Annotated in this window: 10 protein-coding genes and 2 pseudogenes; 6 read left to right on the forward strand and 6 right to left on the reverse strand. The window is 66.1% G+C overall.

Annotated features, from left to right (window positions below; translation table 11 throughout):
• Positions 1-3 precede the first annotated feature (3 nt).
• The 3 genes and pseudogenes from M673_RS09850 to M673_RS23630 all read right to left on the reverse strand — a co-directional run bounded on the left by M673_RS09850 (position 4) and on the right by M673_RS23630 (position 3906).
• Positions 4-741 (reverse strand): hypothetical protein, encoded by a 738-nt coding sequence (locus tag M673_RS09850; RefSeq protein WP_061975782.1) that lies wholly within the window; start codon positions 739-741, stop codon positions 4-6.
• A complete protein-coding gene (locus M673_RS24605; protein WP_187301247.1) occupies positions 741-2915 on the reverse strand; it encodes a hypothetical protein in 2175 nt (724 codons plus the stop codon). The genes M673_RS09850 and M673_RS24605 overlap by 1 nt, the downstream gene beginning before the upstream one ends.
• 176 nt (positions 2916-3091) lie before the next feature.
• A pseudogene (locus tag M673_RS23630) lies at positions 3092-3906 on the reverse strand (IS5 family transposase).
• A gap of 124 nt (positions 3907-4030) precedes the next feature.
• Here M673_RS23630 and M673_RS24155 point away from each other — a divergent pair.
• A pseudogene (locus M673_RS24155) lies at positions 4031-4809 on the forward strand (IS5 family transposase).
• A gap of 611 nt (positions 4810-5420) precedes the next feature.
• Here M673_RS24155 and M673_RS09875 read toward each other — a convergent pair.
• Both M673_RS09875 and M673_RS09880 read right to left on the reverse strand, forming a co-directional pair.
• Positions 5421-5807, reverse strand: a complete 387-nt coding sequence (locus M673_RS09875; RefSeq protein WP_061975789.1) for a PIN domain-containing protein — start codon at positions 5805-5807, stop codon at positions 5421-5423.
• A 3-nt stretch (positions 5808-5810) separates the two neighbouring features.
• Positions 5811-6059 (reverse strand): AbrB/MazE/SpoVT family DNA-binding domain-containing protein, encoded by a 249-nt coding sequence (locus M673_RS09880; protein WP_061975791.1) that lies wholly within the window; start codon positions 6057-6059, stop codon positions 5811-5813.
• 265 nt (positions 6060-6324) lie between these two features.
• On the opposite strand from M673_RS09880, the gene M673_RS09885 reads away from it, so the two are divergent.
• From M673_RS09885 to M673_RS09890, 3 genes are all read left to right on the forward strand, one after another.
• Complete coding sequence (locus M673_RS09885; RefSeq protein WP_061975793.1) at positions 6325-6945, forward strand: recombinase family protein; 621 nt, start codon at positions 6325-6327, stop codon at positions 6943-6945.
• A 147-nt stretch (positions 6946-7092) separates the two neighbouring features.
• On the forward strand, positions 7093-7248 hold the full coding sequence (locus M673_RS23635; RefSeq protein ID WP_202814316.1) for a hypothetical protein: 156 nt from the start codon (positions 7093-7095) through the stop codon (positions 7246-7248).
• Positions 7249-7432: 184 nt separating this feature from the next.
• Positions 7433-8839 (forward strand): calcium-binding protein, encoded by a 1407-nt coding sequence (locus M673_RS09890; RefSeq protein WP_061975795.1) that lies wholly within the window; start codon positions 7433-7435, stop codon positions 8837-8839.
• Between the two features lie 128 nt (positions 8840-8967).
• Here the strand turns inward: M673_RS09890 and M673_RS09895 are convergent, their stop codons facing one another.
• The gene (locus tag M673_RS09895; RefSeq protein WP_061975796.1) at positions 8968-9948 is read right to left on the reverse strand and encodes a helix-turn-helix domain-containing protein; all 981 of its coding nucleotides are present in this window, start codon (positions 9946-9948) and stop codon (positions 8968-8970) included.
• A gap of 739 nt (positions 9949-10687) precedes the next feature.
• On the opposite strand from M673_RS09895, the gene bcsA reads away from it, so the two are divergent.
• Both bcsA and M673_RS09905 read left to right on the forward strand, forming a co-directional pair.
• Positions 10688-12931 (forward strand): UDP-forming cellulose synthase catalytic subunit, encoded by a 2244-nt coding sequence (gene bcsA / locus M673_RS09900; RefSeq protein WP_082639299.1) that lies wholly within the window; start codon positions 10688-10690, stop codon positions 12929-12931.
• An 18-nt stretch (positions 12932-12949) separates the two neighbouring features.
• Complete coding sequence (locus M673_RS09905; RefSeq protein WP_061975800.1) at positions 12950-15304, forward strand: cellulose biosynthesis cyclic di-GMP-binding regulatory protein BcsB; 2355 nt, start codon at positions 12950-12952, stop codon at positions 15302-15304.
• Position 15305 lies beyond the last annotated feature (1 nt).

Below are 15305 nucleotides of genomic sequence, written 5' to 3' on the forward strand. Positions count from 1 at the left end.
CTCCTAGTTCTGGAAAGGTGCGCGGGAACGGGGCTCGGCGCCGCTCTCGATGTTGGTGGTCGTCGTGCCGGCGCGGGCGAAGGCCTGCGCCAGCTTCTCCCACTCGACGGGAGACGCGTTCGGGTCGAGGCGCTGCAGCAGGATCTTGGCGCGGTCGGGGTTGAGGACTGCGTCCTCGAGGATGTCCTCGACTTTCGACAGCCCGTTCGCCTTCATGATCGACAGCATCTTCGCAGTGCCGGCCGCGAGACCGCCCGCGACGGCGCCCGGCAGCCCGCCGGCGAGGAAGCCCACGCCGCCGAGACCGAGTCCACCGCCCTTCGATCCGGACGCCTGCAGGACGCGGGACAGCACCGAGCCGACGTCCTGCGCCGTGTTCGACTGGCTCGGGATCTTCACGGCCGCCAGGGACCGGTTCGACCGCTGGATGTCCGCTGCGATCGCGCCGAACGTGTCGAGCTCCGCGTCCGTAAACCCCGCGGCCTTCAGCGTGGCACGGTTGCTGCCGACGAACGTCTGGAAGGCGTCGCCCTTCAGGAGCGCCTCGCCCGACGTCGCCGCCTCGGTGTTGGAGACCAGCCGCTGCTTCATGTGGTCGACCACCGCACGGCGTAGACCCTGCTGCGCGTCCGGATCGCCGGCGACGGCTGCCGAGATTTTCGACATCCTGGAGACGCCGTCGCGGGCGTTGAAGATCCCGCCGATCGTCTTCGTTACATCGGCCGGGTCGTCGAGCTTCATCAGCGTGCCGAGGACGCGAGGTTGGCGTCGCCGAGGATCTCGTCGATCGTCCCCATCACGGCGTCCGCCGCGATGATGGACTTCGGCGCGTCCGCGATCGACTGCGCGGCCAGACCGCCGGCCTTCTTGCCGCCTTCGGTCTCGAACGCCTTCTCGTAGAGCGACGTGGGATTCACGCCCTCCGGCGTCGCCAGGCAACGGAGCTTGCCGTCCTTGGTCTGCTGGAGCGCGACGGGGTTGCCGTTCTCGTCCTTCCCCCACACGGTCTGCAGGCCGCCGGCGTCGCCGGAGGAGGCCGTCGCCTTCGACGCCGCGATCTGGGCGCGGGCCACGTCGGGTCCGAGCAGCAGGGTGTCCAGGCGGGCCTGGTAGGAGTCGCGGTTCAGCATCCGCTCCATGTCGGAGTTCGCCAGATCGGCGGACTTCCCGGCGAGGCCAGCCTCCGCCGAAGCGATCTTCGAGATCTTGTCCGCCTGGACGTTGGCGACCTTCTCGTCCGAGCCGAACCGCTTCTCTGCCAGCCCGAGGTCGCGGGCCTGACGGGCGATGTACCCCTTGCCGATGCTGGCGAACGGCGAATTTTCCTTCGCCACCAGCTGATACATGAGCGCGTCGTACCGCTCGTCTCCCGTGCCCTGGCCGAATTTCGGCGTCGACATGGGATCGAACGAGAAGCCGTCGAGATCGATGTCCACGAGGCTCCGCGTCGTGTCGGCCGCGTCGTCCAGGAACGTCGTGCCCTGATCGAACAGCGCGTCGCTGTCGGAGAAGCGCGACGTCGGATCCGCACGCGGGATCTCTGACCCGGGCGTCTTGGGCGACTTCGCCGAGGACATCAGCCCGTCCTCGGGGATCTCCATGAGGTTCGCTCCGCCTGCGGTTACCCGGTTGACGGCCTGCCCCATGCCCTTCTCCAGAGCCGCGTCGACGTCGATGCGCGACGCCGGCGAGGAGATGGCCGCGAGGATGTCGGTGTCGGTGAGCGACGGCTTCCTCGTGGGGCGCCGACGGAAGGCGTCGACCCGGCCGAGGTAGCCGGAGTCCATCGGCAGGCCGAGCGTGTTGAAGCCAGGGCCGACGAGACTGCCATCCGCGTAGCCCACCAGGCCGCCGTTCCGGTACGACGCAGCGATAAGGGCGAGGGGATCGTCCCCTCGCACCACGCCGCCGTCGGCGTAGCCGGTACCGCCGGTGCCCGTCGTCCTCGCATAGATGTTGCGGGCCACGGCGGCGAGGCGCGCAGCCATGGCTCCAGAGATCGAGACGCCGTTGCTCGACGACAGGACCTGGCCATCCATGCCGACGGTGTACGTCGCCTGCGTCGAACCCGGGAATGCCGTACCGCCGTCGCGCACGGTGATGAAGCCGGTACCGTCGCCGCGGACCGTGAACTCGTACTGGCCGCGGTCGACCGGCTGCCCCTGCATATCGACGATGCCGGACCCGAACACTGACCAGGAGCCGTCCGCGCGTGGGACGGGGGCCTGGAACTCGACGCTTCCTGACAGCAGTCCGAGCGAGGCTGCGGCCGCGTCAGAGGCGACGTTCCACGGCTTGTCGTCGGTGTCGTCCCAAGGATCGCCGTAGCCGAAGCCCGCCGCGAACGTCGCCAAGTCAAGCAGCGTACCGGTGCCTGAGAAGCCGCCCGAACCGTTCGGCTCCAGTCCGTTGCCGATACCGCCGGACGGGTCGTTCGGATTCGTCCCAGTGCCCGGGTTCGTTCCGGTTTCGGGGTTTGTGCCCGTGCCTGGATTGGTGCCGGTGCCGGGAGTGTTCGGATCGGTCGTCCCAGGGATGGTCGTGCCGGGCGTGGTGGTGCCGGCGACGGGCTTCCAGGAGCCGTCCTTGAATTCGTATTCCTTGCCGTCCGTGCCCCACACGTGGCCGTTGCCAGGATTCTTCCATCCATTGACGGTCGGATCCCAGACAGTGCCGGCAGGGATGCCGGGCGGCTTCGTCGTGGGTTCGGGTGAACCCGGAGCCTGGCCGCCGATGGTGGTCTGGCCGGTTCCGTTGGTGATCTTGGTGCCGGACTGATTGTAGACGTTCCCCGTCGACGGGTCCTTCCACGTGCCCTGCGTTCCCGAGGGCGAACCCGAGGGGGGGCGTCCAGACAGCTTTGTCCGGCACCGCCGACGGTTTCGTCGGCGCGGGATACGGCTGCTCGTGGCCAAGAATGTTGCCGCCCGTCGTCGGGGTGGTCGTGCCCGGCGTGGTCGTGCCACCGGGCGTCGTGGTTCCAGGCGTCTTGGTGCCGCCGTTCTCCAGCTCCTCCTTTTCGGCGTCGCACAGCCCTTCCTGTTGCGTGCTCTTCTCTAAAGCCGTCTTGCTCTGCTCGTTCGACTTAGAGCTAGGGACAAAACCGTCTGATCTGCCGAATGCAAATGATGGCGCAGGCGAGTTTGGTGAAGGCGATGTTGATGTCGGCGCGGCGCTCGTAGCGCACATCGAGATGGCGGAACTGCGCAAGCCAGGCGAAGGTGCGCTCCACCACCCAGCGATGGCGACCGAGCTTCTGGCTGCTCTCGACGCCGCGCCGGGCGATGCGTGGCGTGACCGAGCGAGCCCGGCACTCCTGGCGGCAACGCTTGTGATCGTAAGCCTTGTCGGCGTGCAGCTTGTTGGGGCGACGACGCGGTCGGCGACGACGCGGTCGGCCACGACCGTTGCGAACCGTTGGAACGGCGTCCAAGGTCGGCGCCAGCATCATGCTGTCGTGGCGGTTGGCGCCTGACAGCGTCAGGCCGAGCGGCGTGCCCTGCCTGTCGGTGACGAGGTGGCGCTTGGTCCCCGGCTTGCCGCGGTCCGTCGGGTTCGGCCCCGTCTCAGAGCCCCCCTTTTGGCGGGCAGGCTGGAGGCGTCCAGGGCCGCCCGGCTCCAGTCCAGGGCATGGGCCTCGGACAGCCGTTCCAGAAGCACACGATGCAGCCGATCCCAGACCCCGGCCGCATGCCACGCGCAAAGGCGCCGCCAGCATGTCTTGCCCGAGCCGCCCAACTCGCCCGGAACGTCGCGCCACGGGCAGCCGGTGCGAAGAACGAACACGATGCCAGCCAGGGCCGCCCGATCGTCGATGCGCGGACGCCCGCCCTTCGGCTTGGGCGGATCAGGTGGAAGAAGCGGCTCCACAGCCGCCCAGAGGTCGTCGGAAACAAGATGGGCCATCCCAGACCAACGATCTCAATGCAGTTTCGTCCCCGGCTCTAAATCTAACTAGGTCCTGTTGACAGAGTGGGTTCACGGATTGGCTAAGGCGTGATTCAAGGCTTCCTTTTGGGAGGCGAGATTGATGCGAGGCGATCTGTCGGACGAGGAATGGGCCATTATAGGCGAGCTTTTGCCGAGCGAGCGAGGTCGCAAGGCTCGTCCCTCGCATGACAACCGCCGTTTCCTCGACGGCATGCTGTTTGTTCTGCGTGCCGGCTGCCCATGGCGCGACATGCACGAGCGCTACGGCAAGTGGAACTCGGTCTATGTCCGGTTCCGGCGTTGGGCCGAACAGGGCGTTTGGGATGCGCTCTTGGAGACGCTGGTCGAGCTCGGGCTGACCGACGACTGGCGGCACATGATCGACTCCACCACAGTTCGCGGCCATTCTCAGGCTGCGGGCGCAAAAGGGGGACCTGTGCGCAGGGCATTGGTCGAAGCCGCGGCGGCTTTACGTCGAAGATCCATGCCCGCGCTGACGGTCAGGGACGCCCTCTTGGCTTTGTGCTGACCGGCGGCGAGGTGTCCGACTACAAAACCGTTTCCGCCCTTCTCGCCATGCCAGTCGGCAAGCCGCGTCTCTTGCTGGCCGACAAAGGTTATGATGGTGACGACGTTCGTCAATCACTGCTGCTCAAGGGCGTCCTGCCGGTGATCCCATCCAAGGCCAACCGCCGGGCGCCCGCAGCTTGCGACTTCAAGCAATACCGGGACCGCAATCGCATCGAGCGCATGTTCAACCGACTGAAGCAGGCTCACCGCATCGCCACCCGCTACGATAAAACCGCCAGTTCCTTCCTGGCTTTCCTATGCCTCGCCGCCTCTCGCATCTGGCTGAAGGACTATGTCAACACGTCCTAAGAACGAAGGGCGGATGGCAGGTTCATTCTCCCATTTGCGGCAACAGGAACGACGTGGCGGTTATCCATAGTTCTGGACTCCACCCTTATTCTAAAAGGGGGTGTGAGGGATCTGGAGTGGACCCCGTTTCACCGGACAGGCGGCGCGTGGGTTTGCGTTCGCGACGGATGAGCCAGGAATTCGAGCATCGCATGGCAGTCCTGCACCGCTTGGTGGCCTTTGTGGAAATAGCCGCACTGGCCCACGAGGTAGCCGAGCTCGGTCCCCTCGAAGAGGCCGGTCGGTTCCGAGTCGTGGCTAAGCGCCGGGCGTGCGCTCAGTCGGGCGATAGAGATGAGGCTTGGCCTCGCGTGGGACGAGCTTACGCAACATGCGGTAGCGACCGGTGCGTTTCAGACGCTCGACCATCGTCGTCTGGTCGTCGAGCTGCGGAGCCGTGGATGCCGTTCTTTTTGGGGGCCGCCACGCGGCACACGGTCATTAGCAGGCGGACAATCACACGCGGCAGGGTAGGAGAAGAAGCCGCACCGAACAGATCGATCTGAACAGTCCGGTCGCTGGCCGCTGACGCCTTGTGTCTCGTCATTCCATCATCGCTTCGTCACGTCGGCTCAACGGACGAGTTCGACTTTTATCCCGGCAGACTTAGCGATGTCCTTCCAGGCGCGGTCCGTGGTCACGGCTGGGACGCCAAGGCCGCGGGCCAGCGCCAGACAGAACCGATCGCCGAGCGACAGCCCGGCCTCCTTTGACAAGCCGCGCAACCGAGCCGCCTCTTCCGCGACCTCCTGGCCGACTGGCAGAACGGTGATGTCGAGATCCGACAGATCCCGGATCGCCTCCTCGGCGTCGAGACCGCGATCGACGAGCTTGGACAGAACCTCGGTGTAGTTGACGACCGAGATGCTGGCGTCGCCGAGACGGGCTTCGACCATATCGGCGCCCTTCTCGGAAAACAGGAGACAGAGGACGGCGGACGCATCGAGAACGCAGGGCATGTTCTATTCACCAGCCGCTTCCTGCCGACGATCGGCGATCAGCTCGTCCGCGACCGATCCGCTCTCGGGGGCATATTCCCTCAGCTTGTCTTGCAAACGGCGAAGGGCGGATCTTGCGGGACGAATGCGAACTTCCTCGCCATGCAATTCGATGAGTACGGTATCGCCCTTTGCCAAGCCCATCGACTTGCGAAAGGCGGCCGGGAGAATCACTCGTCCGCCTTCCACAATCTTACCTTTTGCAGCTACCATCGATGCCACCCCCAATCCATACAAGACTTCTATTCCTTGAATTTTGATATTTATGCCAGATTGTCCGCATGGTGCACAAGGATGCCCTTAGCGTTAAGATAGGCGGAGCCAAGCGGTGCCCTGAATGCCCTATCAGGCTCAAAGCAAGGTGTGCAAAATCGATCGGTTAAGGACAGTCTCGTGCGCTCCTGACCAAATGATAGGTATCGGACCTTTCGGACATGCTCTATAAGATTGAGACGATTTCGGTCGGTTTCGAGCCCCAATGTCCCGAACTTTTGCCTATGTCCGCGTCTCCACCAACGGCCAGACCACTGAGAACCAGATCGGCGAAATCCAACAGGCCGGTTTCGACATTCACGCGCGGCGGGTTGTCTCCGAAACGGTCTCCGGTTCTATGGCCGCCGCCCAGCGCGAAGGGTTCGCTCGGCTTCTCGATCGAATGGAGGAGGGCGACATCCTGGTGGTTACCAAGATGGATCGGCTCGGCCGCAACTCGATGGACGTGCGGACGACGGTCGAGTTGCTCGCAGGCATGGGCGTGAAGGTCCACTGCCTGGCGCTCGGCGGTGTTGATCTGACAAGCTCGACCGGTCGCATGACCATGAGCGTCATCAACGCGGTCGCCGAATTCGAGCGCGACCTTTTGATCGAACGCACTCAGGCAGGCCTGATCCGGGCAAAGGAGCAGGGAAAGGTCCTCGGGCGCCCGCGGAGCTTGACCGTTGCGCAGAAGCAAGTGGTTTGCGAGAAGCTAGGGGAGGGGGCCTCGGTCTCCAAGCTCTCGCGCGACTATGGCGTCAGCCGGCAGACCATTCAAAGGGCTCGAGACGAAGCCACGGGTCTGAGGGCCAGTCCCGAAATGGATGAGGTGGCGGAGGGATAGGCAAGGTTCTGCGATCAGGTAGGGACGGCGGCTTTGCGCCCATCTCAGCCGTTCGGATTGATCCCGCGCGATCCTGAAACCTGCCGTTCGTGAACTGAGTTCAGAACGGCGGTCAAGGCCGCCTTCGCCCATGATGGTCCGGCGCTGGTGGACGTGGTGACGGAAACGCTGGAACTCGCGCTGCCGCCCAAGATCCAGCTCGCGCAGGCCGCAGGCTTCAGCCTCTACTCACTGCGGGCCATCATGAGCGGGCGGGGCGACGGGGTGGCGGAACTGGCCGACGCCAACCTGTTCCGTCGATAGATCAGCCCGTTAACTGCAACCAAGAGTTATGCTTTCGTCTGGCTACCTTCCTTCCCGGGTCTGCCTATGCTCGGCAGGTGCGAGCGCGCAGGCCTGTGACCTGTCATCGCCCCGTCCCGGTTGATCCGTCGCGATCCAGGTTCGGGCGGTGACAGGCTCCTGGCGCGGGAAAGGGGAGAGGGGCATGGCGGATCGGACCTACGTGACGGGGCTATGGCGCAACGTGGAAGCTGCCACGGGCACGGCCAACCGCGGCTTCCAGTTCGTCGGCCTCGTGCAGCCCGATCCGTCGGGCCGGGGCTACGAGCTGACGCCGGAAACCGCGCTGGCCGCCTCGCAGTCGGTGGAATGGATGCGCGACCCTGCGATGGGGTTGGTCCACTCCTACGCGCAGTTCCAATACGATCAGCTGACCGCCGCCGTTCGCGCCAAGGGGCTGGCGGCGGACGACGAGGCGATCGGCAGCGATGCCGGGGATCGCTTCGTCATGGCGGGCGGCGACGACAAGGTCTATGCGCGGGCCGGCCACGACTGGATCGACGGCGGCGCGGGCAACGATCTCCTGTTCGGTCAGGACGGCGACGACACGATCATCGGCGGCGCCGGTTCGGATCGCATCGACGGTGGCGCCGGCACGGACCGGATCGTGCTGGACGGGTTGGACGGGGCCGGCTTCCAGCTCTTCCGCAGCGCCAACACGGTCTATGCCATCGATCTCCGGCATGGGTTCGTTGATACGATCGTGGAAGCGGAGATCTTCGCGGCGCCGGAGCAGGCCGTCGATCTCGCATCCGTGGCACGGTTCGACCCGCTGACCTACGCCGCGGGCTACAACGATCTCGCCCAGGCGCTACGCACCGACGGCGAAGCGGCGACCGCCCACTATATCGCGCATGGCGCGGCCGAGGGGCGCCATCGTCAGGGCTTCGACGCCGCGCAGTATCTGAAATCCTACGGTGATCTAAAGGCTGTCTTCGGAGACGATCTCGCCGGGGCGACGCGGCATTTCCTGTCGCATGGGGTGGACGAGCACCGCCTTCCCGAAAACCCGCTCGTCTATATCGCGAGCTTTGCCGACCTCATCGCCGCCTTCCATGGCGGCTCGCGCGAGACCCTGGCGGCCAGCGGGCTCGGCCATTACCAGACGAGCGGCTTTGCGGAAGGGCGGCGCGACGCCATCACCTTCGAAGCCAAGCAATATCTCGAAAACTACGCCGATCTGCGACAGGCTTTCGGCGCCGACACCGAGGCGGGCACCGCGCATTACATCAACCGCGGCTCCGCCGAGCACCGCCTCGCCAGCGATCCGCTTCTCTACGTCGCCTCGTCCGAGGACCTCACGCGCGCCTTCGGCGGGGCGAGCGCGAGCCATGAAAGCGTCGCGGCGGAGGGGCTCCAACACTACGAGGCGATCGGTTATCGCGAGGGGCGGGCGACGCAAGGGTTCGACGTCGACGCCTATCTCAACCGCTACGCCGACCTGCGCGCCGCCTTCGCGGACGGGCAAGGCGGTTACGACGAGGACGCGGCCCTGCTTCACTACATCCGCAACGGATTTGGGGAAGGTCGAAGCGACGACTGGCTGATCTGAGCCGAGCGGGGACAGCGCACGACCGCGCCTTTCACACGCCTGCTTTGGCAGCAGTGAAGACCACGCCTTAATCCCTGCGCCGCACGGCTATGCCAGTGGCGGGAGCAGGTGTCGCGCGCTCCTTGTCCTTAGTTGAGACTCCGCAGCCAGTGATAGAATGGCGGCTGTCCGGCTTCGCTGGGCAGGGGTTCGCCCTGAGCGAGGCGGAAGCGGCCCGGGGTGGTGCCGTAGACCTCGCAGAACGAACGGTTGGCATGGCTGGCCGAGGCGAAGCCCGCCTGGAAGGCCAGTTGCGCGATGCTGGAGCCCTGGTTTTCCGGGCTTTGCAGAAGGCTGCGCAGCCGCGTCACGCGCCGCTCCTGGATATAGCGGGACACCCCGCCGACCGGCTTGAAGGCGGCGTAAAGCTGGGTGCGCGACACGCCGGCAAGCTTGGCCACGAGCGCGGGCGTCAGGTCGCGCCGGCCTAGATGAGCTTCCACGACGACGCGCACGCGGTCCAGCATGGCCGGCGTGTCGATCGGGGGGTCGGCGGCGTCCCTGTCGAACCGCAGCGCCAGCGCCAGTGCCGTTTCGAAGATTCGCACGACGGACGCGGGATCGGTGCCCGCCTCGTCCAACCGGCGCGAGACGATCGACATCATGATGTCGGCAAGGAGGCCGGACTGCTGCTGCCCGAGCACGGTGCCGTGCAGGGCGGCGACATGGATCGTGGCGCGCTCCATCAGGTGGCGTGGCACCGCGAAAGTCAGGATGCGGGCGTCCTGGGCCAGCGTTCGCTGCGGCCGCGTCAGGTCGAACAGGACGATCTCGCCCGGGCCCGCTTCCGCTTGGCCGCCGGGATGCTCGATCCGCATCCGGCCTGACACCACGAGTTGCAGCGTGAAATGCGAAAAGCCGTCGCGCCGCGCGCCGTCGATCGTGCGCTCATGCAGGACATCGTCGAGCCGACGGTCGAACACGACCAGCGGATCGAGACGACACACCTCGATGCGCGCGCGAAAACGCGGACCCGCCTGCCGGACATCCGTCCCCCCGGCATAGAGGTCGTGATGCTGTCCGACCGGGTCGAACACATCCGCGCTGGCACTGTCGAAAACGTATCGCATGGGCAACCGATCGCTGACACGCGATCCTATCGCTCAATCCCGAAAAAGGGGAAGGCGGAGTCGATCGGCTAGACTGTCGAAGTTGCAAAAGGGCGACGATTTTCACTTCTGGAGCAACTGCGATATTTTGTATTTAAACTTCAGATCATGGAAGATAACTGCGAGGATCACGTAAGTTGTGCAAGTCTTCTCGCTGTCACGTCGATTGTCATCAGCATTTCTTATAACATCCGCAGCTCGAAATGGACGTATAACCTTCAGTTCTGATTTTATCGTTAGCCGGGAAAATTTCTTGGTCCCCCACACTCTCGCCCGTCCACGCTGCCCATTGACGCTAGAGCTCGGTGAGGGAGGCCGCCGGCTCAGCTACCACTGTGCTGCCCTATAGAGGCGAACACGATTTGCCAGTCGATACCTCTCAGCGCGTTGACGCCGCCGGAGATCCCCTCCGATCAGAAGCGCCTGTTATCCCTAACGCAGGGATAACAGGCACAAGTACTTACTATTAACGAGCGCTTAAATTCAATGCGAAATTGAGAATCAATATTTCGAAGTCTGCGTCAAATACTGCATGGTTCCAACATATCAAGCAGTTCTGTACGTTCAGGCAATTATCCGGGACGCCCAGGCTATACGAAATAAGCCTAGTTAACCCAGGGTCACATTGGAACGCTTATGACTTCAGGACGTGCTGCACGGATCGAACCCGGTGCCAGCCCAACCCCTCGGAGATCATTGAATGCGTACCATGGCAACTGGCGCATTGTGGCTGTTCACCGCCGTCTTGAGCCTTTTTCTGATCGCCCAACCCGTGGGCGTGGATACGCAGCTCGCCTTGGCGGCCTGCGCGATTTCCGTCTCGCTGGCGATCTACCTCCTGCGCCTGCAAGGCGTCTGGCGCACGGTGTTCCTCGCCATCGCGACGGTGGTCGTCCTGCGCTACGCCTACTGGCGCACCACGACGACGCTTCCCTCGCCCGACGACCTCCTCAACTTCATCCCCGCCATCATCCTCTACCTCGCCGAGATGTATTATATCGTGCTGCTCGGCACGAACCTCTTCGTCGTGGCCGATCCGATGAAGCGTCCGCCGGCGCCCCAAGTTCCCGACGACGCCCTGCCGCGCGTCGATATTTTCGTGCCGTCCTACAACGAGAGCGCTGAAATCCTGGCGCTCACCCTGTCCAGCGCCAAGGCGTTGGACTATCCCGCACACAAGCTGCAGGTCTATCTCCTCGACGACGGTGGCACGCAGGAAAAGCGCACGGCGCGCGATCCCGCAAAGGCGGCCGAGGCGCAGGCCCGGCATGTCGAGCTTCAGGCCCTCTGCGCCGGGCTCGGCGTCACCTACGTCACCCGCTCGCGCAACGTCCATGCCAAGGCGGGCAATCTGAACGCGGGCCTCGCCGCCTCGGACGGCGATCTCATCGTGGTCTTCGACGCCGACCACGCCCCGGCGCGCGAGTTTCTGCGGCAGACCGTCGGCTACATGGTGGCCGATCCCAAGGTCTTCCTGGTCCAGACGCCGCATTTCTTCTCCAATCCCGACCCGATCGAGAAGAACCTCAAGACCTTCGATCGCATGCCCTCGGAGAACGAGATGTTCTACGGCACGATCCAGAAGGGCCTCGACAAGTGGAACGCGGCTTTCTTCTGCGGCTCGGCGGCGGTGCTGCGCCGCGCGGCACTGGTGGAGGTCGGTGGCTTCTCCGGTATCACCATCACCGAGGATTGCGAAACCGCGCTCGACCTGCACTCGCGCGGCTGGAAGAGCATCTATGTCGACCGGTCCATGGTAACGGGCCTGCAGCCGGAAACCCTGTCCAGCTTCATCGGTCAGCGCTCGCGCTGGTGCCGGGGCATGCTGCAGATCCTGTTCCTGAAGAACGCCGCGCTCATTCCCGGCCTCTCGCTCGCCCAGCGCATCTGCTACCTCTCGTCGGCCCTGGTCTGGTTCTTCCCGATCATGCGCGTCGTCTTCATGGTCGCACCGCTGCTCTTCATCTTCTTCGACCTGAAGATCTACGACGTGTCGACGCAGGAATTCGTCGCCTATGCGCTGACCTATCTCGCGGTCTCCTCCCTGATCCGCAACTATCTCTACGGTCAGGTGCGCTGGCCCTGGATGTCGGAACTCTACGAATACGTCCAGTCGGTCTATCTCTTCCGCGCCGTCCTCAGCGTCATCGTCAATCCGCGCCGCCCGACCTTCAACGTCACCTCAAAGGGCGACACTCTGGCCGAGGATCGCCTGTCCGAGATCGCCTGGCCCTATTTCGCCATCTTCGCCGTGCTGCTCGGCGCCACCGGTTACAGCCTCTATCGCTACCAGACCGAGCCGGAGATCGGCGGCATCCTCTTCGTCGTCACGATTTGGAACGTCATCAACCTCCTGCTTGCCGCCGCCGCGCTCGGCGTGGTGACGGAGCGGCGCGAACGGCGCGGCGCCCCGCGCATCCTGACCAACCGCGTGGCCGAACTGCAGGTCGAGGGACGCTCCCTTCCGGTACGCGTCACCGACATCTCGACCGGCGGCGTGCGCGTCGAGATCGAAGGCTCGCTCGACACGCTCGCCCCCGGCAGCAAGGCCTCGCTCCGGGTCACGCGCCTCGACGGAACGCTGGCCGGGCTGCTGCCGGTCGCGATCCGCGCGGTGGAAGGCCAGGGCCATGCCTCGACCGTGGTCGGTCTCGGCTATCGCGCGGCCTATAGCGACTATCCGCTGATCGCCGAGTTGATGCTCGCCGACATGAGCCCGGTGCGCGACCAGCGCTCGGCCCGCCAGCGCCGCCGCGCCCTGGTCCTCGCCAATGCCAATCTTCTGGTCTGGGCGCTCGCCTACCCCCTGCGGGCGTTCCGCCACCTCCTGTTCGACAAGCCCTCGGCCGCGCCGGTGGCGGTGGCCGCTCAGGATGTGCTGGCCGTCCCGCCGGTGCCCGCCCTTTCGTCCGTGTCCGTCGACGCGCAGCCCGCGCAGTCCTGATCCTAGGGAACCCTGCTCATGACGCATCGCCCGACACCCCGCTGGAAAGCCCTTCTCGGCGCCTCCGCCCTCGCTCTTCTCGCCCCCACCGCAGCCCCGGCGCTGGCCGGGGCCGCCCAACCCTTCGACCTATCAGTGGCCCCATCGGGCGCCGACACCGCGCGGCCGGAGGGTGCGCCGGGTCTGGTGCGCCTGCCGGCCGGCGCCTCGGAACTCGCCTTCAACCAGGAGAATCCGCACCGGACCTATCCCGTCTTCGTCACCGGCGAGGAAAGCACCAAGCCGGCGGAGCTGACGGTGGGCTATTCCAGCACCGTCACCATCGCGCCGGAAAGCTCCTCAATCACCGTTCTGGTGAACGACGAGGTCGTGGCCGAGCGTCCGCTGACGGTGGGCAGCGACCAGCGCTTCAGCGTGGCGGTTCCCGCCGGCCTGCTTCAGGCCGGGTTCAACGCCGTCCAGATCATGGTGCGCCAGTTCCACCGCGTCGATTGCAGCGCGGCGGGCACCTACGAACTCTGGACACGGCTCGACCCGGCGACCACGGGCCTGCGCTTCGCCCAGACCGCCTCGCGACCGTCCGATCTCGGCGAGTTGCCGGCGCTCGCCCGCAGTCTCGACGGCGAGGTCGCGCTCAACGTCCTCTCGCAGCCCGGCGCGACCACCGAGGCGACGGGGCGCGCCCTTTCGGCGGTCCAGTCCCTGGCGCTACTCGGCCGCTTCGCCAATCCGCGCGTGCATCTCGGGGGCACCCCTGCGGGCGGGATCGACGTCATGGTCGGCACGTTCGAGGAACTGGCCTTCCTGTCGCCGACCAAGCTTGCGCCCAACACGCCCTGGTCCGGCGTTTTCTTTCTTCCCACCGCCCCCTCCACCGGCCGTCCGGCCCTGGTGGTGACGGGCGCGGGGCAGGGCGATGTCGACTCGGCGCTCGCGGCGCTCGCCAAGGGCGCACGGGAGGCTCGACCCAACGGGTCGGTGCCCGGTCTCACGGCCCTCGCCAACAGCCGAGGCAGGCCGATCGACGCCGGCCAGTCGGCGAGCTTCGCAGAGTTCGGCGGCGACACGCGGCCCTTTCCGGGGCATGTCTACCGCGACGAGGTGGCGCTGACGCTGCCGGCCGATTTCTACCCCGCCAATTACGACACGGCGACGGTGGTGCTGAACGCTGTCTATGCGGCGGGTCTCTCCTCCGAGGCCATGCTCTTCGTGCGGGCCAACGATCAGATCGTCGCGACGCTCCATCTTTCCTCGCCGCGCGCCGGCCAGATCAAGGACCAGCGTCTGCGCCTGCCGCTGGAGGTGCTGAAACCCGGCGCCAACCGAATCTCTTTCGAGGCTCTGGTTCCCCGCGCCGGCGACGCGACCTGCGAGGGCACGGCCAGCAACGAGGCGCCGCGCTTCGCGCTTCTGGGCACGACGCGGATCGACATTCCCTCGCTCGCGCGCATCGGCCATTATCCCAACCTGTCCGCCACGCTGGCCGGCCTGTCCGATAAAGGCGAGGCGCAGCAGCCCTTGTCGGTCTACGCGCCGGGCGGCGACGCCGTGGCGCTGGAGGCGGCGGCGACCATGCTCGCCCGCATGGCCGGCGCCTCCGGCACGGTGCGCAAGGTGCAGGTCGTGCGCGCCATGCCGCATGAGGAAAGCGGCGATCTCCTGGCCGTCGGCACCTATTCCGCGCTGCCGCCTGAACTGATCTCGGCGGTGGAGCGGCGCGGCGCGAGCGCGGACGCAGGCTCGGCCGGGCTCTTCGCCAGCCTCGCCTCGATCCTGCCGGCGGAGGCCGCCGGCGGCGGATCCGAGCCCTCGCCAATGGACATCCTGAAGAGCATGGACAAGGCCCCGCCCGGAGCGGACGGGTTCCTGTCCGCCTTCTCGCAACCGGGCGACCTGCTCGGGCGCGCGGGCGAGATCGTGCAGCCCTTGGTCGCGCCGATCGCCAGCGCGGCGCAGAAATGGTCGGCGGCGGCCTCGCCGCAGGCCCTGCCGCTGCCGGGCGACGCGTTCGTGCTGGCCCAGGTCGCGGCGCCCATCGCCCCCGGCGCTGCCTGGACGGTGCTCGCCGCGCCGACGCGCGAGGCGCTGGCGGAGGGCTCGCGCCGGCTCGGCGAGCCCGGCGTCTGGCGCATGGTCGCGGGCGCGCGCACGGAAATTCCGAGCGCGGCGGACGGCGCGCTGCGCATCGCGCAGGGGCCGGACGAGCGCCTGTTCGAGACGCAGGGCTGGACGGTCGGCAACGCCCGTCTGGTGCTGGCCGGCTGGTTCTCGCGCCACAGCGAGCGTTATGCGGGCTCGGTCATGGGGGCCTCGCTCCTACTGGCGCTTTCGACCTTTCTCCTGCTGCGCCGCGTCGGGGAGAAGAGCAAGTGAG

Origin of the sequence: Aureimonas sp. AU20 (assembly GCF_001442755.1) — a bacterium.
Classification (GTDB): Bacteria; Pseudomonadota; Alphaproteobacteria; order Rhizobiales; family Rhizobiaceae; genus Aureimonas.